The sequence below is a fragment of the Chryseobacterium takakiae genome, assembly GCF_900129385.1.
GTDB classification, from domain to species: domain Bacteria; phylum Bacteroidota; class Bacteroidia; order Flavobacteriales; family Weeksellaceae; genus Chryseobacterium; species Chryseobacterium takakiae.
The window spans coordinates 93,405-119,451 of the sequence record NZ_FQVO01000001.1 but is presented as its reverse complement, the minus strand read 5'-3'; the positions used below and the strand labels follow the sequence as shown (position 1 = coordinate 119,451).

Annotated in this window: 27 protein-coding genes, 1 tRNA gene and 1 pseudogene; 12 read left to right on the top strand and 17 right to left on the bottom strand. The window is 36.9% G+C overall.

Going from position 1 to position 26,047, the window contains the following annotated elements; translation table 11 throughout:
- Window positions 1-81: 81 nt before the first annotated feature.
- Entirely contained in the window at window positions 82-540 is a 459-nt protein-coding gene (locus BUA76_RS00585; RefSeq protein ID WP_072882604.1) for a PA2169 family four-helix-bundle protein, read from the top strand.
- A 56-nt stretch (window positions 541-596) separates the two neighbouring features.
- Here the strand turns inward: BUA76_RS00585 and map are convergent.
- Window positions 597-1,360: pseudogene (map, locus tag BUA76_RS00580) on the bottom strand (type I methionyl aminopeptidase).
- Between the two features lie 237 nt (window positions 1,361-1,597).
- On the opposite strand from map, the gene BUA76_RS00575 reads away from it, so the two are divergent.
- The 6 genes from BUA76_RS00575 to BUA76_RS00550 all read left to right on the top strand — a co-directional run bounded on the left by BUA76_RS00575 (window position 1,598) and on the right by BUA76_RS00550 (window position 5,576).
- On the top strand, window positions 1,598-2,920 hold the full coding sequence (locus BUA76_RS00575) for a phosphatidylserine decarboxylase family protein (protein WP_072882602.1): 1,323 nt from the start codon (window positions 1,598-1,600) through the stop codon (window positions 2,918-2,920).
- 85 nt (window positions 2,921-3,005) lie between these two features.
- On the top strand, window positions 3,006-3,335 hold the full coding sequence (locus BUA76_RS00570) for a YegP family protein (RefSeq protein WP_072882600.1): 330 nt from the start codon (window positions 3,006-3,008) through the stop codon (window positions 3,333-3,335).
- Between the two features lie 291 nt (window positions 3,336-3,626).
- A complete protein-coding gene (locus tag BUA76_RS00565) occupies window positions 3,627-3,947 on the top strand; it encodes an ArsR/SmtB family transcription factor (RefSeq protein WP_072882597.1) in 321 nt (106 codons plus the stop codon).
- 69 nt (window positions 3,948-4,016) lie between these two features.
- Complete coding sequence (locus tag BUA76_RS00560; RefSeq protein WP_317041280.1) at window positions 4,017-4,370, top strand: SRPBCC family protein; 354 nt, start codon at window positions 4,017-4,019, stop codon at window positions 4,368-4,370.
- A gap of 26 nt (window positions 4,371-4,396) precedes the next feature.
- A complete protein-coding gene (locus tag BUA76_RS00555; protein WP_072882595.1) occupies window positions 4,397-4,954 on the top strand; it encodes a DUF4256 domain-containing protein in 558 nt (185 codons plus the stop codon).
- Between the two features lie 118 nt (window positions 4,955-5,072).
- A complete protein-coding gene (locus BUA76_RS00550) occupies window positions 5,073-5,576 on the top strand; it encodes a hypothetical protein (RefSeq protein WP_072882592.1) in 504 nt (167 codons plus the stop codon).
- A gap of 97 nt (window positions 5,577-5,673) precedes the next feature.
- On the opposite strand, the gene BUA76_RS00545 is transcribed toward BUA76_RS00550, so the two are convergent.
- Window positions 5,674-6,702: a threonine aldolase family protein gene (locus BUA76_RS00545; RefSeq protein ID WP_072882589.1), complete on the bottom strand. Its 1,029-nt coding sequence runs from the start codon at window positions 6,700-6,702 to the stop codon at window positions 5,674-5,676.
- Between the two features lie 84 nt (window positions 6,703-6,786).
- Between BUA76_RS00545 and BUA76_RS00540 the strand changes: the two genes are divergently transcribed.
- Window positions 6,787-7,440 carry a metal-dependent transcriptional regulator gene (locus BUA76_RS00540; RefSeq protein ID WP_072882587.1) on the top strand — a complete coding sequence of 218 codons (654 nt, stop codon included), beginning with the start codon at window positions 6,787-6,789 and terminating at the stop codon, window positions 7,438-7,440.
- Between the two features lie 292 nt (window positions 7,441-7,732).
- A tRNA-Arg gene (locus BUA76_RS00535) sits at window positions 7,733-7,804 on the top strand.
- 177 nt (window positions 7,805-7,981) lie between these two features.
- On the opposite strand, the gene BUA76_RS00530 is transcribed toward BUA76_RS00535, so the two are convergent.
- The 3 genes from BUA76_RS00530 to BUA76_RS00520 all read right to left on the bottom strand — a co-directional run bounded on the left by BUA76_RS00530 (window position 7,982) and on the right by BUA76_RS00520 (window position 10,013).
- A complete protein-coding gene (locus BUA76_RS00530) occupies window positions 7,982-8,485 on the bottom strand; it encodes an endonuclease V (RefSeq protein WP_072882585.1) in 504 nt (167 codons plus the stop codon).
- Window positions 8,486-8,534: 49 nt separating this feature from the next.
- Complete coding sequence (locus BUA76_RS00525; protein ID WP_072882582.1) at window positions 8,535-8,903, bottom strand: VOC family protein; 369 nt, start codon at window positions 8,901-8,903, stop codon at window positions 8,535-8,537.
- A gap of 63 nt (window positions 8,904-8,966) precedes the next feature.
- Window positions 8,967-10,013 (bottom strand): M28 family metallopeptidase, encoded by a 1,047-nt coding sequence (locus BUA76_RS00520; RefSeq protein WP_072882580.1) that lies wholly within the window; start codon window positions 10,011-10,013, stop codon window positions 8,967-8,969.
- Between the two features lie 87 nt (window positions 10,014-10,100).
- On the opposite strand from BUA76_RS00520, the gene BUA76_RS00515 reads away from it, so the two are divergent.
- The gene (locus tag BUA76_RS00515) at window positions 10,101-11,240 is read left to right on the top strand and encodes an aminotransferase class I/II-fold pyridoxal phosphate-dependent enzyme (RefSeq protein ID WP_072883348.1); all 1,140 of its coding nucleotides are present in this window, start codon (window positions 10,101-10,103) and stop codon (window positions 11,238-11,240) included.
- 94 nt (window positions 11,241-11,334) lie between these two features.
- On the opposite strand, the gene BUA76_RS00510 is transcribed toward BUA76_RS00515, so the two are convergent.
- The 11 genes from BUA76_RS00510 to pdhA all read right to left on the bottom strand — a co-directional run bounded on the left by BUA76_RS00510 (window position 11,335) and on the right by pdhA (window position 23,209).
- Window positions 11,335-14,061, bottom strand: coding sequence for a sodium-translocating pyrophosphatase (locus BUA76_RS00510; protein ID WP_072882577.1), 2,727 nt, complete (start codon window positions 14,059-14,061; stop codon window positions 11,335-11,337).
- 319 nt (window positions 14,062-14,380) lie between these two features.
- Complete coding sequence (locus tag BUA76_RS00505) at window positions 14,381-14,992, bottom strand: inorganic pyrophosphatase (protein ID WP_072882575.1); 612 nt, start codon at window positions 14,990-14,992, stop codon at window positions 14,381-14,383.
- A 25-nt stretch (window positions 14,993-15,017) separates the two neighbouring features.
- Window positions 15,018-15,530 carry a DUF7935 family protein gene (locus BUA76_RS00500; RefSeq protein WP_072883347.1) on the bottom strand — a complete coding sequence of 171 codons (513 nt, stop codon included), beginning with the start codon at window positions 15,528-15,530 and terminating at the stop codon, window positions 15,018-15,020.
- 194 nt (window positions 15,531-15,724) lie between these two features.
- Entirely contained in the window at window positions 15,725-16,591 is an 867-nt protein-coding gene (locus BUA76_RS00495) for a hypothetical protein (RefSeq protein ID WP_072882573.1), read from the bottom strand.
- Window positions 16,588-17,265, bottom strand: a complete 678-nt coding sequence (gene radC / locus BUA76_RS00490; protein ID WP_072882570.1) for a RadC family protein — start codon at window positions 17,263-17,265, stop codon at window positions 16,588-16,590. The genes BUA76_RS00495 and radC overlap by 4 nt, the downstream gene beginning before the upstream one ends.
- Before the next feature lie 12 nt (window positions 17,266-17,277).
- Window positions 17,278-18,042, bottom strand: coding sequence for a DUF6263 family protein (locus BUA76_RS00485; RefSeq protein WP_072882568.1), 765 nt, complete (start codon window positions 18,040-18,042; stop codon window positions 17,278-17,280).
- Window positions 18,043-18,055: 13 nt separating this feature from the next.
- Window positions 18,056-18,637, bottom strand: a complete 582-nt coding sequence (locus tag BUA76_RS00480; RefSeq protein WP_072882565.1) for a murein L,D-transpeptidase catalytic domain-containing protein — start codon at window positions 18,635-18,637, stop codon at window positions 18,056-18,058.
- A gap of 11 nt (window positions 18,638-18,648) precedes the next feature.
- Window positions 18,649-19,317, bottom strand: coding sequence for an ABC transporter ATP-binding protein (locus BUA76_RS00475; protein WP_072882562.1), 669 nt, complete (start codon window positions 19,315-19,317; stop codon window positions 18,649-18,651).
- A 61-nt stretch (window positions 19,318-19,378) separates the two neighbouring features.
- Entirely contained in the window at window positions 19,379-20,374 is a 996-nt protein-coding gene (locus BUA76_RS00470; protein WP_072882560.1) for a bile acid:sodium symporter, read from the bottom strand.
- Between the two features lie 121 nt (window positions 20,375-20,495).
- On the bottom strand, window positions 20,496-22,112 hold the full coding sequence (locus tag BUA76_RS00465; RefSeq protein ID WP_072882557.1) for a pyruvate dehydrogenase complex dihydrolipoamide acetyltransferase: 1,617 nt from the start codon (window positions 22,110-22,112) through the stop codon (window positions 20,496-20,498).
- Between the two features lie 95 nt (window positions 22,113-22,207).
- Window positions 22,208-23,209, bottom strand: a complete 1,002-nt coding sequence (gene pdhA / locus BUA76_RS00460; RefSeq protein WP_072882555.1) for a pyruvate dehydrogenase (acetyl-transferring) E1 component subunit alpha — start codon at window positions 23,207-23,209, stop codon at window positions 22,208-22,210.
- Window positions 23,210-23,336: 127 nt separating this feature from the next.
- Between pdhA and BUA76_RS00455 the strand changes: the two genes are divergently transcribed.
- Both BUA76_RS00455 and BUA76_RS00450 read left to right on the top strand, forming a co-directional pair.
- Window positions 23,337-23,939: a phosphatase PAP2 family protein gene (locus BUA76_RS00455; protein WP_072882552.1), complete on the top strand. Its 603-nt coding sequence runs from the start codon at window positions 23,337-23,339 to the stop codon at window positions 23,937-23,939.
- Between the two features lie 9 nt (window positions 23,940-23,948).
- Window positions 23,949-24,416 (top strand): BlaI/MecI/CopY family transcriptional regulator, encoded by a 468-nt coding sequence (locus tag BUA76_RS00450; protein ID WP_072882549.1) that lies wholly within the window; start codon window positions 23,949-23,951, stop codon window positions 24,414-24,416.
- 67 nt (window positions 24,417-24,483) lie between these two features.
- Here the strand turns inward: BUA76_RS00450 and BUA76_RS00445 are convergent, their stop codons facing one another.
- The gene (locus BUA76_RS00445) at window positions 24,484-26,037 is read right to left on the bottom strand and encodes a T9SS-dependent choice-of-anchor J family protein (protein WP_072882546.1); all 1,554 of its coding nucleotides are present in this window, start codon (window positions 26,035-26,037) and stop codon (window positions 24,484-24,486) included.
- Window positions 26,038-26,047 lie beyond the last annotated feature (10 nt).

Here is a 26,047-nt window from a genome sequence, read left to right as displayed (position 1 = left end):
AACTTAAAAAAATGTGGTATCACAATACTTAATCTGGGTATAATTCTTGTACACGTTCCTGCACACCAAAATAACAGTATTATGAACAATAAAGAAGAAGCATCAGTATTAAATGATCTGTTGCATATTACCAATGACAGAATTGAAGGTTTTGCAAAAGTAGAAGGAAAAGTATGGGAAAATTATCCCGATGTGAAACCGGAATACGCCAAACTGAATTCTCTTTCCAAAGTGATGAAAAATGAACTTATTAATCTTATTCAGGAAGATGGAGAAGAGGCTGACGATTCAGCTTCGGTAGCGGGAGCACTGCACAGAACATGGATTGATATTAAAAATTCTTTTACTTTAGGAAATAAAGAAGAATCTACGATTGGAAATGTAATATTCGGGGAAAAGGCAGCCATTGATGCTTACCAGAATGCAATAGACAGTGGTAAACTCAGCCAGAAAAGTCTGGATATTGTCTCGGAGCATTTAAAACATATCAAAGATTCTTACCACCAGTTCAGCAAAATGAGTGAGTATAAAAATAAATAAGTACAATATTTAAACAAAAGACAGGACATTTCAGATAAGAAATGTCCTATTTTAATTTAATTAAAGATTTCATTCATTTCCGTCAGGATGATCGGCTGTCCATCCGTAATGATAATGGTATGCTCATGCTGTGCCATATAACCGCCTTTATTGCCAACCATTGTCCAGCCGTCTTTGAGCTCAACAGCAATATTCGAAGATGTTGAAATAAATGTTTCAATTGCTACAACAGTATTTTTTCTGAACCGTCTGTTATCAAAACGGTTTCTATAATTCATCAGTTCATCCGGTTCTTCGTGGAGGCTTTTTCCAACGCCATGCCCGCCCAGGTTTTTGATGACTTTAAACCCTCGCTTTTTGGCTTCCGTTTCCATCAGCAGCCCAATATCAGAAATTTTAACGCCGCCTTTAATATTGTTTATTGCTTTATTTAAAATTTCTTTGGAAGCATTTACGAGTGTTGAATGGTTATTAAGATCGTTCCCAACAACAAATGAATTTCCATTGTCGGCCCAGAATCCGTTAAGTTCCGCAGAAACATCTATATTGATAAGATCTCCCTCTTTTAAAATCCGCTGATCTGAAGGAATACCGTGACAAAATTCATTGTCGACGCTTATACAGGTACATCCCGGAAACCCGTAGGTGAGAGCAGGGGCTGATCTGGCACCGAAGCTTTTAAGAACTTTAGCCCCGAATCGTCAACTTCTTTCGTGGTCATACCCGGTTTTGCAAACCCGCACATCTCTTTTAAAGTAAAAGCAACAGCTTCACTTATTTTTTTCATTCCGATCAAATCAGACTCATTGGTTATAGACATCTTGGTAATTTATACAAAGATAATGACTTATCGTCATGTATTTTGTATTGTTATAAATAATAACTTCCAAATATTCCGTATAACTACTGAAATTCTATTTTGGGTAGAAGTACGGTTGATCGCAGACCAGTTTTCGATGTAATTTTACCCTAAACTAATACCATGGAGACCAGAAACCATTTAAACGGGGCGTATCCTGAAAAGCCATATGAGTAAGGCTCTAAAAAACACCACATTATGAATCACGTGAAGTACAGGGTGGGAAAATGGCTTCCATCCGACAGAAATTTCCTGAACAAGTGGATTGAAAAGAAAATTGCCCAGGTTAATGCAAATCCGCTTCCACTGAACCCTGCGATTGAAGACCTCAGAAATGCCATTTACAATGACGCAGTCCTTTATATGAGCTTTACCAGCATGTATGACCAGATTCCTCAGGGTTATAATGACCAGGTGAAGAACTTTGAAACCATGCTTCAGATCATGAATCAGATTCTTCAGGAAGGGCCTTGCTACAGTAAGATTGAAGACCAAATCGGTTTGGTAGGATTTCCAATCAATGCAATTCTGGACTGGGCAATGGGTACGGAAGGCGGTTATCTGGCATTTACCAACACATTGGTCAATCAAAAACTGCAGGTGATTCTGAATGAATGGAAAAATTTCCTTGAATCTCCTGCGTCTGCTTATGTTTTGGTTGATGGACCTATAGATCAGCCACAACCCGATTATACTGCTCCTGTAGGGTGGTTTTCGCAGGAAGCGCTGGAAGCTATTGCCAGTATGGATCCGTTGAGAGGGCAGGGCAATGATCCTTATGATGCGCTTCAAAACTTTATTTACAATTATCAGTGCCAGCCGGATCAGCCCCATTTCGGATATAAAAGCTGGGACGATTTTTTCACAAGGGAATTTAATCCAGGCGTTCGTGAGGTGAGTGAAGCAGACAAAGATTCGGATGTAATTGTAAACGCGTGTGAATCGGCTCCGTACAATTGCGTTACGAATGCCATGATGAAAGATAAATTCTGGATGAAAGGCCAGCCGTATTCGCTTCTGGATATTATGGATAATCATGAACTGGCCCAGCAATTCGGTGACAACAGTACCGTTTACCAGGCGTTTTTATGTGCTAAAACCTATCATCGCTGGAACAGTCCGGTTGATGGGACTATTGTAGCCATCCAAAATGTGCCGGGAACGTATTATTCTGAAGCTCCGGCTGAAGGATATGATCCTGCAGGACCGAATGATTCTCAGGGATATATTGCTGAACTGGCTGCGCGTGCATTGATTTTTATTAAATCTGATAATGAAAAAATCGGACTGATGTGTTTTGTAGCCATCGGAATGGCAGAAGTTTCCAGCTGTGAAATCACTGTTTCGCCCGGAAATTACGTAAAAAAAGGTGATCCACTTGGAACATTTCATTTTGGAGGATCTACCCATTGTCTGATTTTCCGTCCCGGAGTTAATATCAATTTTGATTTCCACGGACAGACACCAAGCCTGAATACCTATAATATTCCGGTAAAAGCAAGAATTGGTGTTGTTGAATAGCATAGAAGATTTTTTTATAAAACCATACCGAAATAAACATTTTAATCTATTTTATTGATAATCATAATACTATATAGTTTATTACATGGCAAAGTATATTATCCGTAAATCTTTTGACGGGAAATACTGGTGGGTCTTAATAGCGCCGAACGGGGATAATTTATTAACCAGTGACGCATATACTTCAAAAGAAGGTTGTTTAAATGGAGTACAAACCAGCAAGGAAAGTCTGAAAGATTCGAATTTTAAAATGTTAATGACAGCAAGGAAATATGAGCCGTATTTTACGCAGATTGCTGATAATTATCAAATATTGGCAAGAAGTGAAATATATCCGGCAGCTTATGCCAGGGATGCTGCAACAGACACTGTCAAAAATTATGCAGCAGATGCAGTAATTGAAGATTTATCTTAAAAAGAAAGGCAGCTAATAATCATAGCTGCCTTATTTTATTTAATTATTGCAGTTAATAATAAGATACTGTTAAGATAATCTTGTGGCTTAATGTTCAGGTATTATATAATTTTTAAAGCTTTTAGTAACTATATAATCAATGATTTATCAAATATTCCGGAAACCTGAAATACATTCTATTTAACATAATATAAATTATAGGACTTTTAAGAATTATAGGAAATACATTTTAGTCATTCAAATTTGCGTAGCCAAATAACTTCATTTATATTTGTCGTCAAATAGCTACATATGAATTTAAGACGTGATGTATTCCAGGCAATTGCGGATCCAACCCGCAGATCAATTTTAATGCTGCTGGCTTCACAGTCTATGACTGCCGGCGCTATTGCATCCAATTTCAATACCGCAAGACCAACCGTTTCCAAACATCTGCAGATTCTTTCGGAATGCGAACTGCTCAAGCCTGAACAAAACGGCCGGGAAATCATTTATCATCTCAATCCTGAGAAAATGAAAGAAATTGCCGATTTTATCGAACCGTTCCGCAAAATGTGGGATGACCGGTTCAATACGCTTGAAAATATTATGAAAAACTATACAACAAAATAATAGATATGGAACTCAAAACAAAAATCACTGCTGAAGACGGTAAACAAGAAATTTTCATTACACGAGAATTTGATATTCCTTTACATCTGCTTTTCATTAGAAAATAAACGACACGGCAGTTATCAGTTTGAAACCAGAAATAATAACGGAGATATCATTTTCAAAGCACATGGAAGCATCCACGACATTATTGGGGAACAATTAATTATCAGAACTTTTCAGATGGAAAACACTCCGTTTCCTGCCCAAATCGAATTTTTGACATTTGAAAAAATTTCAGATAATAGAAGTAAAATTACCATTCAGAGTATTTATAAATCGGCGGATATCAGAGACCAGGTATTAAAATTACCTTTTGCTCAGGGAATCAATATGGCTCACAACAGATTAGAAGAATTTATGTTATCCTCTATTAAACAGTAACTTGAATTTCACAAAATAAAAATATTATGGCTAAAAAAAACTTATCAAAAGAACAGAAAGAAATATTGCTGGAAACATTACGAACACGTTTCTCAAAAAACATGAGTCGCCATAAAAACATGGAATGGAACCAAATAGAAAAGAAATTGCTTGAAAACCCGGAAAAACTCTGGTCTTTGAACGAAATGGAAATCACAGAAGGTGAACCCGATGTTGTAAGCATTGACATCACCTCCAGTGAAATTTTATTCTTCGACTGTTCCCCGGAAAGCCCGAAACGCAGAAGCCTTTGCTACGATTACCAGGCATGGAATTCCAGGAAAGCCAATAAACCTGAAGGAAATGCTATTGACAAAGCCGCTGAGATGGGTATAGAAATTTTGACTGAGGAGCAATACCGAAAGCTTCAGGAGCTTGGGAAATTTGATCTTAAAACTTCAAGCTGGGTACAGACTCCGGAAAAAATCAGGCAAATGGGCGGAGCCGTTTTTTGTGACAGAAGATATGACACTGTTTTTCTTTATCACAATGGTGCTGAATCCTATTACGCAGCAAGAGGATTCAGAGGATGTCTTAAAATTTAATTTTCTTTCTGATATTGAACATTGGACCATAAATTGATTTGTTTACTCCAATTTAATTTTGAAATAAAATAGTATTGCTATTTTAGCATGAATAATATCAATTCAAATAAAAAGGGATATGAAAAAAGTAATCTTATTAGGAGCATTATCATTTTTCTTAATGAACTGCAGCAAAAAAGCAGAAGCTCCTGTTGCCGAAACAGCACAGCCTGATACCGCAGCTACTACAGAAAAAACGATTGATACACTTACTGCAAAATCGTTTTGCTACATAGGCGTTACCGGAAAAGACACTGTTTTTGTAAGCATTGATGACAACCTGGGAACAATAACCGGAAAAATGGCTACTAAAAACAGCGAGAAAGACAGTAATAAAGGTGAATTATCAGGATTTAAATCCGGGGACACGCTGAAACTGACGTATGAATTTGCTTCAGAAGGTAAAACAGGAAACAAAAATGACATCTATTTCCTCCAGACTAAAGACGGACTGAGCGAAGGAATCGGTGATAGAGACCCTGAAACAGGTACAAAATATGCCAACGAAAACAAAATCAAATATACCGGAGGCAGAACTCTTAAGCTTGCAGATTGTAATATGGTAACAAAAGCATTACAATAAAAACTCCGGCACGGGAGTCCTGAAAGGACGGACTTATCTAAGGATAGGATAAAATCCTATCAAAAAAACATGAAACAGCCTTTGATAAGGCTGTTTTTTATAATTCATTATTAATCATTTTAATAAATTCTTCTACCGGCTGATCCGCAGTGTTCCAGGAAGTGATGAGGCGAATCGCTGAAAAATCATCTTCCATTTTTTTCCAGATATAAAACTCAAATTTCTCAGACAGTTTTTCAATAAGACTATTACTCAGAATAGGAAAAATCTGGTTGGTATAAGTGTCAGAAAGAAACCCTACTCCCCTTTCTTTCATCGCATTTTTAATTTTCATTGCCTGACGGTTTGCATGTGCCGCAAGCTCGAAATACAGATCATCTTTCATCAATTCTAAAAACTGAATTCCCAGAAGTCTTCCTTTTGCCAGCAAAGCGCCTTTCTGTTTAATATTAAACGCAAAATCCTGCTGCAGTTCTTTATTGTTGATAACAATGGCCTCTCCTATCAATGCGCCGTTTTTGGTACCTCCGAGATAAAAAACATCGGTAAGTTCTGCAACTTTTTGGAGGGTAAGATCTGTGGTCTCTGCAGTGAGCCCATGTCCCAATCTTGCGCCATCTATAAAAATATAAAGATTATTTTCTTTGCAAAATGATGAAAGCCTTTCAAGCTCAGCCAGCGTGTAAACGGTCCCCAATTCTGTAGAATTCGATAGATAAACAAGTTTCGGCATTACCTGGTGCGGAATATTTCTATGACTTTCCAATACAGGGATAATATCTTCTGGTTTCAGTTTACCATCCTCTTTTTCGATACTTAAAATTTTGTGGCCGGTTGCTTCTATGGCTCCTGTTTCATTATTTAAAATATGTCCTGTAGATGCCGAAATGACACACTGATAAGGTTTTAGTATTGAAGAAATAACAATTAGATTGGCCTGCGTTCCTCCGGAGACAAAATAAATATCAGAATCAGATTGTATTTTTTGTTGTATAAGTTTTTTTGCTTCCAAAGAATATTGGTCTTCTCCGTAACCTGCCTGCTGATCACCATTATAAGATAATAAAGCATTTAAAATATTGGGATGACAACCTTCGGAATAATCGTTTTTAAAAGAAAATTTCATAGTGTAAAATTAGAAAAACTAAAAAGAACAGTCGTACAATATTCATAATATTTTGTTAGATTTGTCATAAAAAGCATCTAACATTTGAAAACAACACTTACGGAAGAAAATTACCTGAAAGCTTTATTTCATCTTGTCGACAGTGAAAATAAAGTGACGATTAATGAGCTCAGCAAGTTTTTATCCGTAAAAATGCCGAGTGTAAATAATATGATGAAAAAGTTTGCCGAAAAAAACTGGGTCATCTATGAAACCTATAAACCGCTTATCGTTACCGAAAAAGGAAGACGCGAGGCTGCTTTGGTAGTAAGAAAACACCGCCTTACCGAAATGTTTCTTGTAAAAAAAATGAACTTTGGCTGGGAAAATGTGCATGAAATTGCAGAACAGCTGGAACATGTACACTCTACCCTTTTCTTTGATAAAATGGACGAGATTCTGGATCACCCGAAATTTGATCCTCATGGAGAACCAATTCCTGATAAGGATGGAAATATTATTGCACAGGATCTGCAGAAATTAAGTTCATGCCATGTGGGAGAAACCGTTGTATTTGCTTCAGTGACGCTTTCTGACGATTCTTTCCTTAATTATCTTACCGAGAGAAATCTACTGCTGAACAAAAAAATCAGAATTTTAAAAATTGAAAGCTTTGATAAATCCATTACTGTTGAAGTTGACGGAAAGCAGGAAATTTTAAGCAGAAAAGCGACAGATAAAATTTTGGTAAAAAAATAATCAGACTTATCCACATTTTTTTGTGGATAACCTGTGAATTTTAACATTTAATTATTGTTTATAAGATTTTTTATTTCTACATTTACTATGTAATACAACTGAAGTGGAAACATATTTTGCTTTTTTCAACTCTGAAATCGCAATTAAATTTATAAAAATTTAAGCACAGCATTGTCGGCTGTGCTTTTTTATTGTTGTCTAATTAAAAAAATGAGATGTTTTTATCTACTGAATCCGTTCCTAAAGAGCGGATTCTTTCATTTAATTAAAATATTTTATACATTTGATGAAAGGTCTCATAGTTCAACGGATAGAATAGAAGTTTCCTAAACTTTAGATCCAAGTTCGATTCTTGGTGAGACCACAATTTATAGTAACAAATAAACCGGCAGGCCAGCCGCCGGTTTTAAAACAAAAATTGATATGGATATGATTAAGAAATATTTTATCTCTTAAAACTAACAACACAAATATAAGTTTTATTTAGAATAATTAAAAATAGATAAGCACTGACATTTGTCATTGTCAGCTGAAATTGAAACTATTTAATCCTTGTTAGCTGATCAAGTTTTTTTAGTAATGTCGGAATTCTGAATTTTCCATGCATCTTTTCTACTCTTAATGTAATTTCATCTACATCAGCTCCTATAGCAGTCACAAATAACGGCGTTTTACTTTCTCCTCTATAAACATTTCTTCTTTGGTCATCCTCTGAATTAAATCCGTTTTTTGCAATCCCGACTACAGTAAATTTTCTTTCCAGAGATTCAAACAAATGTCCTCCCAGTCCTATTTTTCCTGTATTATCCAGCGTCACATATCCGTCAACAATAATCAGATCATCTTTTTTTAGTTCAATACTTCTCAGAAGACTCAGGATGCAAGGCAATTCTCTTTTGTAGAATGCTCCGCTTTCATAATTTGCTGCTACTGCTGTTGTCTGGGTAAAAATTTTAGCTTCAGTTTCAGAATCCCAGTTTTCAAAAGCAATACATACTGTTTTTGCCCGGTCTCCGAAGTAATAACTGTCAAATGCGTAAATCATTTATCAATATTAATTATTAATATTAATATCAATTTCAATTGATATGTTTTTAAGAATTAAAAAATTCTCCAAAGTGCCACAAAATTCCGCACGGATCAATTACAAAGCATTCTTTTCCCCATGGCATTGTTTTTACCGGTAATAATTTTACTCCCGGATATTTATCAGTAAGGTTGAGGGAGCTCAGGTAACTCCAAAACTCATCCGTATTGTCTACTTCAATAAAGAGCATGGTATTATCAATCCAGTCTTTTACATAAGCGTCCTGAAGATAAAATGCAACTTCTTTCCATCGGAAAAGTGAAAGTTTCGGTTCTAAAACCACTTCTTCAAAACCAAGGTCTTTATAAAAGTTCCTGCTCATTTCAAAGTTTTCAGATCCTACAAAAGGGCGTATAGATTTTGGATTATGATTCATAAGTTTATATTTGGCAATATTAATAAAGGCAAACAACTTTTAGCCATCTGCCTTTTCTTTAATTTATTTTTTATCAACAATAATTCTGTCGGGTCTGTTGGCAATTTCCCAGGCTGTTGCGAAAACAAGCTGGGTTCTTTTGGCAAGCAGCTCATAATCGATTTTTTCAACATCATCTGTTGGTTTATGGTAATCTTCATGAATCCCGTCGAAGAAAAAAGCAACTGGAACATTATTTTTGGCAAAATTATAATGGTCAGACCGGTAATATAACCTTTGGGGATCATTTGGATCATCGTATTTGTAATTCAGTTCGAGGTTATTCGTTCTTTTATTGGCTTCTTCATTAATTACTTTCAGCTGAGAACTCAGCATTTCAGATCCAATGACATACACATACTGTTTTCCTCTGTTTTCAGGATCATCGCGGCCAATCATATCAATATTAAGGTCAACCACCGTATTGGCAAGCGGAAATACCGGATTATCAGTATAATATTCAGAACCGAAAAGACCGTGTTCTTCTCCGGTCACATGAAGAAATAAGATGGATCTTTTAGGTCCTTTTCCTGCTTTTTTTGCAGCCTGGAATGCTTTTGCAATTTCCATAACGGCTACCGTTCCGCTTCCGTCATCATCTGCACCATTGTACACAACGCCATTCTGCATACCGACATGGTCGTAATGTGCGGAAACAACCACTACTTCATCAGGTTTTTCAGATCCTTCAATAAAAGCAAGAATATTTTCAGAATCCGGAAGATTTGATCCGCCTCTTTTTTTCATAAAATCAGAAGGAACTTTCTGATAATAAGAACCCAGAGCCTTTGGAAATGAAATTCCCAGGTTTTTATAATAATTTACCATATATTCTCCTGCTCTTTTCTGTCCGGGACTTCCGGTATCACGCCCTTCCATTTCATCAGACGCAATCACGTATAAGTTCTTCTTAAGATCTGCAGCTTTAATTTCTTTATAGGCAGATACAAAAGTTTTATCACCCTTTACAGCTGATGAATTTTGGGATGAAGAAACATCGGAAGCGGTTTTGGCAGTTCCACAACTTGTCATTATAACTGCCAAAAATGCAGGAACTAATAGTTTTCTCATTTTATTAATAATTTGCCTAAAAATAACAAAATTAATTTACATTCCTTTGAATAGGTAAATTTCTTATATTTGATATAAATGCAATATATGGAGAAAGTTTACGGATTTACCCATTACTCCTTTTTTTCTGAAATGTCCGAATTGGCTGTAAAAAACAACAGCTTCGATCTCTCTTTGGGTCTTGCGGATTTTGATATTGATCCAAAGCTGAAAGCATTTCTGAAAGAGGCTGCTGACTTCTCCACGCATCATTATGAGCCCCTTGCCGGAAATCCTCTATTGATTGACAGTATTATTCGTTATAACTCCAGAAGAAGCAACCGTATTTTTCTGAACCAAAATGAAGTTACCATTACTCCATGTGCAACTTTTACTTTATATACAGCATTAAAATGCATTATTAACCAAGGAGATGAAGTCATTGTTATACAACCTTCGTATTATACTTACGGTCCATCAATTGTTCTGAATCACGGAACTCCTGTTTATTATGACTTAGAGTATGATTTTAGTATCAACTGGGAAAAATTCGGTGGCTGCATTTCAGAAAAGACCAAAGCAATCATCATTAATTCTCCACAAAATCCTACCGGGAAAATATGGTCTCAAAAAGACTGGAATCAGCTTTATGAGCTCATAAAAGATCAGGAAATCTATCTTATTTCAGAGGAAATTTATGACACCTATTGCTATGATGGAACTGCGCATTACAGTGCCTTTCTTCACCCCGAACTTAAGAAAAGGTGCTTTTGTATTTTTTCTTTTGGTAAAATGTTTCACTCTACAGGATGGAAAGTGAGTTATCTATTATCTTCAGAAAATCTTACAGCAAAGTTCAGATGTCACCAACAATATATTTCATACAGTGCCAATTCGCCCTGCCAGCATGCGATAGCAAAATATCTTGATATTTTTGATCCCTATCAGAATCAACATCTTATGCAGAAAAAGCGTGATATTTTTAACGGTATGATTAAAGAAACACCTTTTATTGTCGAACATATAGCTGAAGGTGCTGTTTTCCAGATCGTTAATTTCCGGAATATTTCTAAAACCATGACTGATGTTGAGTTTTCAAAATGGCTTACCATAGATAAAGGCGTAGCCTGTCTTCCGCTTTCTGCATTTTATAATTCAAAAAATAATTCGGATTATATACGGTTCAGCTTTGCTAAAAATGATGAGCTTATCATCAATGCACTGGAACATCTGAAAAAAAACCTTTAATATTTCAAACCGAATAACAATTTAAATGGATAAATTTTAGTTAAATAAAAAAAGCACCGCTTCTGCAGTGCTTAGTATTCTTAAATTATATGGTTTAAAGACTTAAAACTCTTACATCAATCCTTCTGTTTTTTGCCATACATTCATCAGTATCATTTGCTGCACAAACAGGATATTGCGCGCCGTATCCTTCAGCTTCTACCCTGTCGCCGGCAATTCCCAGCTCCAGAAGCTTAAGTTTTGCAGTTTGTGCTCTCAGGTTAGAAAGTTTAAGATTGCTTTCCTCATTTCCTGAATTATCGGTATAACCTCCTAATTTTATCCTCATGGTTGGATATGAATCAAGAATTTCCACCAGATTTAAAAGCTGTGCTTCTGAGCCAGGTCTTAATTCACTTGCTCCGGTTTCAAAATAAAGATTTTCTATAGTAAACCATTTATTAGGATCCAAAACAGCCTGATCTTTATTTTTTACCAACTCATACATTTTGTAAAGCTGACTGCTTTCTCCAATGGAGATCTTTTTACCGCTTTTTAACTGTACTTCTTTTAATGTTCCGGTATCGTATACAAAATCGCCATTTTCATTCAGATATCCTTTAACTTCTGCAGGAGCTAGTGCCATAGTCGCACTACCGGGAACAGCAACAGCGCTGGTTGTACCCGTCAAACTTTCAATTTTGGCTTTTCTGTTGGCCTCGATTTTATCTTTATGAAGAACAGCTAATGTAGGAGCAATAACCAAAGAAACAATAGACATCAGCTTAATCAAAATATTCATGGAAGGTCCGGAAGTATCTTTAAAAGGATCTCCCACTGTATCACCAGTCACCGATGCTTTATGAGGATCAGAACCTTTATAATAAGTCTGTCCGTTGATGTTCACTCCTTTTTCAAAGGATTTTTTGGCATTATCCCAGGCACCTCCGGCATTATTCTGGAACATTCCCATCAAAACACCGGAAACCGTTGCTCCGGCCAGAAATCCACCTAATACTTCAGGTCCGAATATAAAGCCAATCAACAAAGGTGAAACGATGGCAATAGCTCCCGGAAGCATCATCTTTTTAATAGAAGCGTCGGTAGAAATAGCTACGCATTTTTCGTATTCGGGTTGTGCTTTTCCTTCCAGAATTCCCGGAATTTCCCGGAACTGTCTTCTTACTTCTTCTACCATTGCCATGGCGGCCTGTCCTACTGCGGTAATCGCAAGAGAAGAGAAGATAAACGGAATCATTCCTCCGACAAATAAACCGGCAAGAACATCGGCTCTGTATATATCTATTCCGTCAATGCCTGCAATTCCTACGAAAGCCGCGAACAATGCGAGAGCTGTTAAGGCCGCAGAAGCGATGGCAAAACCTTTTCCTGTTGCCGCTGTTGTATTTCCTACGGCATCCAGAATATCTGTTTTTTCACGGACTTCTTTAGGTAATTCACTCATTTCAGCAATTCCTCCTGCATTATCGGCAATAGGCCCGAAAGCGTCGATGGCAAGCTGCATGGCCGTTGTAGCCATCATTCCTGCTGCAGCAATAGCTACCCCGTATAATCCGGCGCAAAGGTAAGATCCGTAAATTCCGCCCGCTAAAACAATAATGGGAAGTAAAGTAGATTCCATGCCCACGGAAAGTCCGCCAATAATATTGGTAGCATGCCCGGTAGAAGACTGTCTTACAATACTGGAAACCGGTCTTTTGCCCATTGCGGTATAATATTCTGTAATGATGCTCATTAATGTACCCACAACCAATCCCACCATGATGGCTCCGAAAACGCCCATTTTAGTAAATTCATGACCCCTTAAAACCATCTCATCAGGTAAAATATAATTCACCAGAAAATAAGAAGATATCGCAGTAATAACAATACTCCCCCAGTTCCCTAAATTTAAGGCATTCTGAACATTTGATGTTGATGAATCTTCATTATCATTTATTCTCACAAATAAAGTTCCTATGATAGAGAAAATTATTCCCGTTCCGGCAATAAGCATCGGCAGAAGAATCGGCGCAAAACCACCGAATGAATCTTCAGAAACGGTTTCTCTTCCCAAAACCATTGTTGCCAAAACTGTTGCTACATATGAGCCGAAAAGGTCGGCACCCATCCCAGCCACATCTCCTACATTATCTCCTACATTATCGGCAATAGTAGCCGGATTTCTAGGATCATCTTCCGGAATACCAGCTTCCACCTTTCCTACAAGGTCAGCCCCAACGTCTGCCGCTTTTGTATAAATCCCGCCTCCTACTCTTGCGAATAAAGCAATAGACTCTGCACCCAGTGAGAAACCTGTAAGAATCTCAATGGTTCTTTCCATCTCATGGGAATCTACATGAGCATCGGGAGCAAATATCTGCTTGATGATTAAAAATAAAGCTCCTAATCCTAAAACAGCCAGTCCGGCAACTCCCATTCCCATAACGGAACCTCCTGTGAAAGAAACCTTTAATGCTTTTGAAAGTGAGGTTCTAGCGGCTTCTGCCGTTCTTACATTGGCTTTTGTGGCAATTTTCATTCCTATAAATCCAGCAAGCGCCGAAAATACGGCTCCTACAACAAAAGCAACACCAATACTCCAGTGAGAATTGGCATTAGTGGAACCCATAACAGCCAAAAGAATGGCTACAATAACTACAAAGTAGGTTAAAATTTTGTACTCAGCCTTGAGGAAAGCCATCGCACCGTCAGCGATATGTCCGCTGATTATTTTCATTTTTTCATTTCCTGCGTTTTGTTTGCTTACCCAGTTACTTTGAATGAAAGTGTACAGTAAGGCTACTACACCGAAAATTGGCACTAACACAAATAGATCCATAGTTTAATATTTTTTTGGTAATAAAGTATTAAATATAATGAATTATTCCGATCTATATGCTTAAAAATATTACACTTATTTAAAAATGAGTAAGTTAAACGCTTAAGCTCGTTTTGGAAATGGCTTTGGCTGGTATTCAATAGCCCGGATTGAGCGGCATGTCTGAGCTCTTTTTGATTTTTTGGGGCGCGGCGAAGCCGCGCCCCAAAAATCAAAAAAGCGAGTAGCGAAAGCCGGAATAGCTCCAAAAAAATCAAGAAATAAAAAAAGGATAAATGAAAAACCCATTTATCCTTTTATCATGTTGCTGAGAGGTAATTTATCCTCCGTATTTATTAGAATAGTCTTCCTGAGAAGCTTTAATCACTTTTTTAGCGTGCTCTGCGCCATACACTTCCTGGATTCTGCATTTTGCAGGTTCGTCCGGTAGATTTTTATAGGTTAAAAAATAGTGCATTAATCGTTTCACTTCTGCTTCAGGCAATTCTGAAATATCTCTGAAATGTCCGAAAGCATGATCGCCGATCATTACGGCAACAATTTTATCATCTGCTTCTCCTCCGTCGATCATTTTGAAACCACCGATTGGAATAGCTTCCATCAAAAGACCACCTGCATGGATGTTGTGAGAGCTTAAGACACAGATATCCAGCGGATCATGATCTCCCATAGTAACATCATTGGCTCCTCTTTCAATGGCTAAATTCATTACTGCAGTATCGCAATACGTTCTCGGAACAAAACCGTATAATGCCGGAATAATATTGGAAAACTTCTGAGGTCTGTCTACCTTTAAAAACCCTGTTTCTTTATCTACTTCATATTTGATGGTATCAGAAGGAACGATCTCCACGAAAACATTTACAACATTTGGCGCATCTTCTCCTGCAGAAATACCGTGCCATGGATGTGCTTTAAAATTTGGAATCATTATTTAATTGAATTTATTTTTTTAATTATGTTATTATTAAAATTTCTCTTTTCAGGTCTTCTATTGTTGCGGAGATGTAATCTTCCCCGTTTATAAAATTCATGATGAAAACGGTCTTGAACTCGTCCAGCGTAGCATTACCACTGATTTCACTATAGGTTTTGTGAAGAAGTTCTATGATGGCGTTTTTGGAATCAACGATATTTTTCCATGAATTTTTCGTAATGTAAAGCTGCTGGGAGGAATTATAGTCGAATTCTTCGTTAATGGTTTTTTCGGTAAGGAAAATGAACTCATGAACGGCAAGATCTTTATCGAAACGCTGAATAAGATTAGACGGCTTTATTCTTTCCATAAAAAGCGTCATCCTTTCATACGACTGTGCCTTGTTTCCTGTATTGGATTTCACGGTAAGCAGTTTGATTTCCTGCTCCTTAAGCCTGATGTAGGTGAATACGAATTGTCTCAGCAAAACCAGAAAAGGTATTGCAATAATCAATGCAAATGCATACGGTAAGTATCCTGAAAAACTAGCCATAATTGAGGTAGCAAAATTAGTGATATTTTCTGAATTTACCGTGAAAATCATATAAGTATTCCGATTCTTTTCTATCTTAAATTTTTAGAGAACGAAGCACTCTCATTAATTTTCTAATTGCCATTAAAAGACTTGAACTTTTATCGAAATGGTCATCATAAATATCTTTAAATAAAAATAATATGTCTGTACTATTAAGAGAGTTTTTCTAAAATTTTACTTTGCAGGTAAGGGTATGCCCGGAGTTCTGCGCCAAAGCTTTTAAAAAAAACTTCAATCCCGCGAATATTGCTTCCCATGAAGTTAAATTTTTTCTGATGAATGTAGATATTCAGGATTCTATCAATTAAAAAAGAAGGTCCGTTTTCGGTTTTATAGTTTTCATCATTAATTAAAGCGAGCAAAGAAAGTTGTGTATTCTCGTCAACAACGACGGCTACATTAATAAGTTTGTCGTCCAGGTAAGCTGCACACAATTTTAATGATTTATTGTGATGGAGAAAGTTCAGATAGTCTTTAAACTTCTTAATATCAGTTTCTTTTTTTAAACCTTTAAAATGCTTTTCAATGAAAGAAAGATGTTCCTGATTCAATTCGATCTCTCTATAAATAAGATGCTGTGCACATTTTGCAGTAGATTTTCTACCCTTAAAATATTTTTTTCTTCGTAAAATCACATAATCCGAAACGGGAATCGTATAGTTCTTTTTTATGCTTAAACCTTCAGAAAATGAGTTATGCTGGTTAAAGGAATATAAAAAGACTATATAATTTTTTTTCAGGAATCGTAAAAAATAATCATTAATCACTACATCATCTTTCTCCGAAAACACGCCTAACTGCTGGCAAAACAGCGGCATAATGACAAAGTTGATTCCAAACTTCTTCTTCAGCGGAACCGGTAAAACGGCTTTATAGTCTTCATATACCAAAACTTCCCAGTTTCCGGAAAGCTCATCCAATACTTCTTTTCTTGCATACCAGTTTTTCTGCACAGAATTTTCTAAGCATTTTGTATATTTCTGGAAATCAACCTCGTGATATTTTAGTCTTCTTATCATAATAATCCGTCGTCTGAAAAGCTAAAATAAGAATTCTGTGTGATGATGAGATGATCCAGAAGCTGGATATTCATTGTCTCTCCCGCTGTTTTTATTTTTTGGGTGATTTCAATGTCTTCTCGGCTTGGCTGCAGGCTACCTGAAGGATGATTGTGTGCAATGATAATTCCCGTAGAAAAATGATCCAACGCTGCTTTAAATAAAACCCTGATATCTACAATAGATTGATTAATTCCTCCCTGCGTCAATTGCGTAAAATGAATGACCTTATTGCTCCTGTTAAGAAAAATTGCCCAGAATTCTTCTGTTCTCAGATCCGATAAGTGATTTCTGAAAATCTCGTAAGCCGTTTTGCTGTTTGAAATTACAGGTTTTTCCGGCACTTCCTGTCCGGCTCTTCTTCTCCCGATCTCCAGAGAGGCCGCAATGGAAATAGCCTTCACCTCTCCCACTCCTTTAAATTTCATTAAATCTTTTACAGACAGAAGACTGAGCTGATTCCAGTTGTTATCTACCGAAGCCAAGATCCTTCTTGCCAGTTCTACCGCTGTTTCATCTTTATTTCCGCTTCCCATAATGATCGCTAGCAACTCGGAATCTGAAAGTGAACTTTTGCCTTTCAGCAAAAATTTTTCACGGGGCCGGTCATCTTCAGCTAAAAATTTAATAGACATAAAAAAGAATAATTAAAAACCTTCAATTTTTGGAGTAATGGTAAACGTTGCAGTACCACCACCTACCTGAACCGGCATATTTCTTTCTGCAGAAATCAAAGCTTTTGTTTTGCTGTCGAAAACATATTTTCCTTTAATATCCGTATCTTTCATCATTCCTTCTACGCCCTGTATTGTTGAATTGATGGCAAATTCAATCTTATTATCTTTAGTGCCTTTGTACGTAAAACTGCTTGTAACCGGCATAATAGATTTTGTTAAAGGATTGGAAGTATCTACTTTCCATGTAAATCCCTCTTCCACCGTTTCTCTCGGAAAAGAAAACGGAATAATATTATATGTGCTTAAACTACTCTCATCTGCAGCTTCTTTTGTAAATTTCTGCTTCTCAAGAATATTACCGAATTTATCTATTTTAAATGTAAAAGGATTGTTAATCATCGGTTTAATTTCTTCTCCCATTCCATCATCATTATCAGAAGCCTCTCTTGAATCAAAATGAATTTCTTCTCCAAACATTTTTTGGTTAAAAGTCATTCTCATAATTTCTCCTGTAATATAATAGTTGGAACTCTTGTCTACAGAATCTACCCGGAATTTTACTTCGGTAGCTTCATTCATTCCGCCGTTATTATTGCCATCGGTGGAAGAAGCATAAATTAGGGTCTGCTCAAAACCCTTCTGAAGATTAAGCGAGAGATTTTCTTTATGAAGTTCTTTTTTTTGACAGGAAATCACCATTAAAAGTGATGCGGAAAGGATAGAGATGTTTTTCATGAATTATTTAGTTTTAATAAAATGCGTATAAAATGATTGTTTTTTTCGATTGGCTGATCAATTTTGAAGTTTCGTTAAATGCTTTTCTGGAAAGCATGGGACAGCCGAAGCTTAAACATGCAGGATTGGAAGATTCCTGGTCAGGGATACAATAATAAGAATGAAGTACGATTGCTCTTGATCTTGCATTGCTGTTGGTTTCATCAAGACCGTCCAATCGATATGCTTTTCCGAACTTTCCTGAATAACTTTCCCTGATTTCGTATTTTCCCAAAGACGATTGATGTGAACCGTCAATATTACTGAATTTCAGGGCAAAGGAATTTTTAACTACAGATCCGTCCCCATGGGCAACAATGGCCTTTTGTAAAATTTTATTGTTTTTAAGATCGTAAACAAAATACCGGTATTTTCCGGAATGAATTTTAAAATTGATAAAAATCGCAAGATCCTGATTGTAATCTTTTCCTTTTATAAATTTTTTAATCTCCGAAATTCTTGATACAGGCAAAACAGCAGATGAGCCTGAATCCCGGTATTCAAATTTAGAGAATGAAATAAGGAATAAAAGGGAGAGAATAAAGGATTTCATCATTTGCGGATTTTTTACTCGATAATCATTCCGTCTTTCATAACCAGTTTCCTGTCGGTGATTTCTGCCAGATTCGGGTTGTGGGTAACAATGACAAAGGTCTGGTTGTATTTATCCCTGAGATCAAAAAATAACCTATGAAGATCATCCGCATTTTTAGAATCGAGATTTCCCGTAGGTTCATCTGCAAAAATGATTTTCGGAGAATTGATTAAAGCTCTGGCAACAGCCACTCTTTGAGCTTCACCGCCGGATAACTGGTTGGGTTTATGATGCAGTCTCTGCTCTATTTTAAGATCTTCGAATAAAGCATATGCTTTATCCATGGCTTCTTTTTCATTGGCTCCGGCAATTTTCGTTGGAAGAAGTACATTTTCCAGTGCGGTAAATTCAGGAAGAAGCTGGTGAAACTGAAATACAAAACCAATATTCTGGTTTCTGAATTTAGAAAGCTGTTTATCGTTCATATTGATAAAAGACTCACCTGCAATGGTAATCTCCGTATCAAACTTTGATGAAGTCGTTGGCTGATCCAGCGTTCCCAAAATTTGTAAAAGCGTAGATTTTCCTGCTCCTGATTCTCCTACAATTGAAACAACCTCACCCACTTTGATATGAATATCAACACCTTTTAATACTTCTAAATTCCCATAAGATTTATGGATATTTCTTGCTTTAATCATAATCCAAAAATAGTGATTTGATTTGAATCCTGAAAAGCAATAAAGAAGGAATTTTATTATGTTATATTTTAGTCATTTCAGATTTTTTCTCAATTTTATTGGCAAGCCAGCTCACATAAAACAGCTGAAAACTGTGATAAATCATCACCGGTAACAGGAATAGTACTTTTTCATCCTCGGCAATTCCGAGAACCATCACAAAAAGACTTCCATGAACTAATGATTTTTTTGATCCGCAGAATGTTGCCGTTATGACGTCTTCTCGTTTAAAATGCAGTTTTTTAGAAATCAGTTTCAGGATTTCATATACTGAAAAAAACAAAGCGATGATGCTTAGCGCAATGATGATAAAAATAACGGGTGAAACGGAGGCAAAAACATTTTGGGTAAAAGCTTCTGAAAAACTTTCATAAACAATCAAAAGAATAATAAGCTTATCAAACTCTGCAATAATCTTGCTGTATTTCGTAACCATATTTTTTAAAACCGGATTTAACAACAATCCTAAAATGATAGGCAGCAATACTTTCAGCAATAATTGTTGAATGATTTCCGAGTTATCCATATTTTCCTGTCCGGGCTGAATGAAAAAGCTCATCAGTAAAGGTGTCATTACAATCCCGATAATTCCTGAGATTGATGCATTAAATATAGCAGAAGTCACATTTCCTTTGGCAATGGAAACCATAACAACCGAAGATGATACGGTGGACGGAAGACATGCAAGAAAAAATATGGAAAGCCAGGTGGTATAATAGACAGTATCTTTTGCAAATCCATAAAATAAAAATACCAGCATAGGAAAAAGAAGAAAAGTTCCGGACTGTACCAAAAGATGAAGTTTCCAGTTGGATATATCTTTTACAATTTCTTTAATATTAAGCTTTAATCCGTATAATAAAAAAATAGCCGCGATTCCCCAGTCAATGAATCCTGATAAATTGAAATACTGGTTATACTCATCTCTGAAAGGAATTAGCTTTCCCGCTGCAACCATTAGTATCAGTAATAAAAGAAAAATATTTTGTTTGTCTAATGTTATTTTACCCAACTTCATAAATTAAATATAGCAATCATCATTCTAAAATTTGCGAATACCAATTAAAATTAGCTTAAAAAATAAAAAAGCTTACCAAAAATAATGGTAAGCTTTCTATTTATTTAAAATTTTTCCTGAATTACAGTAACAAAGTTAAAGGATTTTCCAGATACGTTTTTAAAGTCTGTAAGAACTGAGCTCCTGTAGCACCGTCCACCACTCTGTGATCACAAGCTAATGAAAGCTTCATGATATTTCCAACTACGATCTGTCCGTTTTTCACAACCGGTTTTTCAATAATGGCCCCTACTGAAAGGATGGCAGAGTTTGGTTGGTTGATAATACTTGTAAATGTTTCGATACCAAACATTCCCAAATTTGAAATAGAGAATGTAGAACCTTCCATTTCATTTGCTTTAAGACCTTTATTTTTCGCTCTTGCAGCCATATCTTTTACCGCAGCAGAAATCTGCGTGTAGTTCATTTGATCGGTATTCTTAAGGACCGGAACAACCAATCCGTCCGGAATGGCAACCGCTACCCCCACATTGATGTTTCCTCTGTGGATGATCTTATCACCAGCCCAGCTTGAATTCACCTGAGGATGTTTTCTTAAAGCAACAGCTGTAGCCTTAATGATCATATCATTGAAAGAAATTTTGGTATCCGGGAGAGCATTGATTTCTTTTCTCGCCTCAATTGCCTTATCCATGTTGATTTCAACCATCAGATAATAGTGAGGCGCAGTGAATTTACTTTCAGAAAGACGTTTTGCGATAACATTTCTCACCTGAGAATTCGGAGTTTCCGTATCTTCACCCTGAACGAAGCTTAGTGCCACCTGAGCCGCAGCAGGACTTGCAGCCGGAGCTGAAGCAGCTGGTTTCGCTGCAGAAGGCTGGTAATTTTCAATATCTTTTTTAACGATTCTTCCGTTTTCTCCTGAACCCTGAATGCTGTTGATATCCACTCCTTTATCCTGCGCCATTTTCTTTGCTAAAGGAGAGATGGCAACTCGATCTGAAGATGAAGAATTTGCAGCAGGAGCCGCTTTTTCTTCTGATTGAGATTCCGCTTTTTGTTCAGCAGGCTTTTCTGACGATGAAGAAGTTGCTTTAGGAGCACCAACTCCCGAAACATCAGTTCCTTCTGGTCCGATGATAGCTAACACGGAATCAACCGGGGCAGCGCCCCCTTCTTCAACCCCCTGCTTCAATAACACTCCGTTGAATTCTGATTCAAAATCCTGAACCGCCTTATCGGTTTCGATCTCCGCAAGAAGATCTCCTTCTTTTACGGTATCTCCAACGTTTTTGTGCCATTTAGCCACTTTTCCTTCCGTCATCGTATCGGAAAGTCTCGGCATAGTAATCACTTCCACTCCTGCAGGAATTTCAGCGTCAGCTTGTTCTATACTGGTTGCGTTATTTTCTGTCTTATGGTCTTCATCCGTTTTTTTCTCTTCAGAATCATTGGATTTAGGAGCTTCCCCACCGGTTAATCCTGAGATATCTTCACCGTCATTACCGATAATTGCCAAAACAGAATCTACAGCAGCAGCGCCTCCTTCTTCTACTCCAACGTATAAAAGGGTTCCTTCTACTTCAGATTCAAAATCCTGAACGGCTTTATCAGTTTCAATTTCTGCTAAAATATCTCCTTCCTTTACTTTATCTCCTACTTTTTTATGCCATTTAGCCACTTTCCCTTCCGTCATTGTATCGGAAAGACGTGGCATTGTAATTACTTCTGCCATAATTTTATTGATTTGAGATTTGAGATTTGAGATTCGAAATTTGAGATTCACTGAATTTCAAACTTCAAATTTCAAATTACAAATAATAATATTTTTTAGTTTTCTAATTTGTCTAAGAACGGGTAATCTTGCTGAGCGTATACATACTCGTAGATTTTTTCTGCATCCGGATAGGGTGAGTTTTCCATGAATTCTATACACTCTTCCACAAAATCTCTTGATTTATTATCCATTGCCTCCAATTCTTCTTCGGTAGCCCAGTTGTTTGCCAGGATTCTTTGTTTGATCAGTTCAATAGGATCATCATTTTTGTGGATCGCAACTTCTTCTTTAGATCTGTACGGTTCTGCATCAGACATAGAGTGTCCTCTGAAACGGTATGTTCTTGCTTCAATGAAAGTAGGTCCGTCTCCTCTCCTTGCTCTCTCGATGGCTTCGTAGGCAGCTTCAGCTACTTTTTCAGGATCCATTGCATCTACTGCAAGACAAGGCATTTCGTATCCTAAACCTAATTTATAGATATCTTCGTGGTTGGCAGTTCTTTTCACGGAAGTTCCCATTGCGTATTGGTTGTTTTCCACCACAAAAACTACCGGAAGTTTCCAGTTCATGGCCATGTTAAACGTTTCATGTAATGAACCCTGTCTTGCCGCTCCATCTCCGAAGAAGCAGATATTCACTGCTTTTCTGTCAAAATACTGATCTGCAAAAGCGATTCCGGCACCTAAAGGAATCTGGCCTCCTACGATACCGTGTCCTCCGTAGAACCTGTGTTCTTTGCTGAAGATGTGCATAGATCCACCCATACCTCCTGACGTACCTGTAGCTTTACCACAAAGTTCGGCCATAATTCTTTTAGGATCTACTCCCATCGCCATCGGATGGATGTGGCATCTGTAAGCAGTGATCATACTGTCTTTGGTTAAATCCATTGCATGGGTAAATCCAGCAGGAATAGCCTCCTGACCGTTATACAAATGTAAAAAACCTCTGATTTTTTGCTTTAGATAAAGAGAACGGCATTTGTCTTCAAACCTTCTCCACATTGTCATATCTTCATACCACTTCAGGTATACCTCTTTAGAAAATTCTTTCATGTGTTGAGCTCTTGCTTATTTATTATGAAATAGTTGAGCAAAATTATAAAAAAAACTTTGTTTTTATTGTATACCTGCCCATTGTTTTTTTGGTTATAATATTATATTTACATAGTCAAACTTAATTATGGAAGAAAAACACCCTTCATTTATTCATAAAATCTCAAGAATTATATCCGATTTTTTTAATCCTCTGGTTTCTTTGATCATTTTTTTCATTTACATGAGTATTAAAAATTATGCTTTAAAAAACTCCCTTTTATATTTTCTTCCGATTGTATTAATGGTTATCCTCCCTGTAATTATCTGGCTGGTTTGGAATGTGAAAACCGGAAGGTATACCAATATGGATGTTTCCAACCGCAATCAGCGTAAAAGCTTGTATTTTTTCATCGCAGCCTGCGTGATCTCTTACCTTGCTTTTAATTATTTCAAAAAAGGCTATATTGATTTTGTCATGCTCTTTATCCTGATTCTTCTTTTTGCCATGCAGATCAGTAATTATTATATTAAAAGTTCCATGCACACTGCTTTCAACGTATTTGTTGCAGCATTATTTTTTGCCATTGATACAGGTGCCGGACTGATCTGGTTGGGTATAGCAGCATTGGTAGGTGTTACACGGGTTATTCTGAAAAGGCATACACCGCGTGAAGTATTCATGGGCGCCGGAATTGCTATTGTGGTATCTTTTATTTATCTTTATTGCAACATTCAGTTTCAACATTAAGAATTTCATATGAAAATAAATCATCTTACATCTGCTGAGGAAAACTTAATGAGACTGTTGTGGAAGCTCGGATCTTTTTATCTGAAAGACATTATGGAACAGCATCCGGAACCGAAACCACATCAGAATACAGTTTCTACTTATTTAAAAATACTAACGGAAAAAGGATATCTTTCAACAGTAAAAGAAGGAAGAATATTCAGGTATCAGACAATAGTACCGGTTGAAGAATACAGAAAGTTTTTACTTATCCAGCTTTCCGATCATTTTTTCAGCAGTTCCGGAAAAGAAATAATAAGTTTTATGATTCATGAGCAATTGATTTCAGCAGATGATCTTAGAGATTTCAATATTGATATCGACCCCGTATTGAAAAAAGAGCCTGAGTTTCAATATGCCAACGAAATTCTTAATCCTAAAAAAGATAAAAAGAAAAACAAGGACAAAAAAAAGAAGAAAAAGAAAGAAAAGGAATAATAACTTTCAACATAATAAAGGCTGCCTCAAAATGAAGCAGCCTTATTAATTTGATCTGATTTGATGATTAGTCTTTAACGATTTTAAATGACTGATCTTTACCTTCAGATTTTACTCTCAACAGATACACTCCTTTGCTAAGATCAGATACATTGACCTGTCTGGCATCTTTGTCAATTGTTTTGATAAGTTGTCCTGTCAGTGAGAAAATTTCAATGCTGTTGAGTTTCTTCTCAGAATTGATGTTCAGAACATCTTTTACAGGATTTGGATATACTCTTACATCTGCATTATTTCTGGTTACATCATTTACAGCCAGAGAAGATGCATCTACAACAGAAACATTATCTACATCAATACCTCTTGCCCAGTTTGAAGTTCCCTCAAAAGCAATGGTATAATTTGCAGACTTGTTCGGAAGCGGTATACTTACATCAAGCCACGCTGCATTTTCAGTTGTATATGAGCTTCCTATCTGCGTCCAGGCATCGGAAGGATTTGCTTTGTAGTAAATTCTCAGTTCATCTACATCACCAAACCAGTTTACATTGGCAAGACTGAATCTAAGCTGAGGCGTGGTAAGTGCGGAAATATTTAAAGGAGGTAATAATAATTTAGCTTTATTTCCTGCTGTTGTGGTTCTGAATTCTGCCATTCTCGGAGCGGATTTAGGCGTTATTGAACTGTTTCCATTTGCGGTAACATAGGCCCAGGTGGAAGTACCGCCTCCCGTAACAGCTTCATTGGACCAGCATGAAGGAATGGTTGCCGTATCAAAATTTTGTGTATAAGGGAATGATGAAACCGGAGTACAGGTTGTTGTAAAAGATTTTACAGCAGTCCACGAACTGAAACCATTGGTGCCGCAATTGGATCGCACATAAAACTGATATCCGGTAGCAGCTGTAAGATTAGGAATGGTAGCAGACGTAGCTGATGAAGTAATAACAGTACCGGTTCCCTGAGTAAATCCTGTAGGACCATACTCGATCTGATAAGTTGCTCCTGCAGTAGGAGAAGCAGTCCAGCTTACATTTGCAGAATTTGACAATACTGAATTTACCGTAACTCCTGAAGGAGCATCACATGCCGGAATGGCTCCCACTGAGATATCATCCAAATCAAAATAAAACTTATCGGTAGTAGCAGAGTGAAAACCTATGTAAATAGTCTGTCCTACATATGAAGTAAGATTATAGGTATATCTGTAAAAGTTGGGTCCGCTTGCCGGAGCTACCGAAGCAGCCAATGTAGTAGTAAAAGCACCTGCAGTAGGTGTAGTGTTTGAAATTCTTACGCTGATGGTTTCCGGATAAAGAGGATCACGGCTTCTGGCATAAAATGAAAGGAAGTCGCTCACGCCGGCAGTTACTGTAATGGCAGGGGTTACCAGATAATCATCGTGAGCTGTGGAACTATAGCCGATAGAAACAGTATTGGCACCGCTGTAGGCAGTGATATTTCCTCCAGTATAATCTACAATAGACCAGGTATTGGTATCTCCGCCGTTTAAAACCGTCCAACCCGCCGGAATTGTTGTTCCAGCATCAAAATTCTGGGTGAATTGCGCATTGGCAATGAAAGGCATTGCGAACAATGCCAAGAGTAATTTTCTTCTCATAATTATTAAT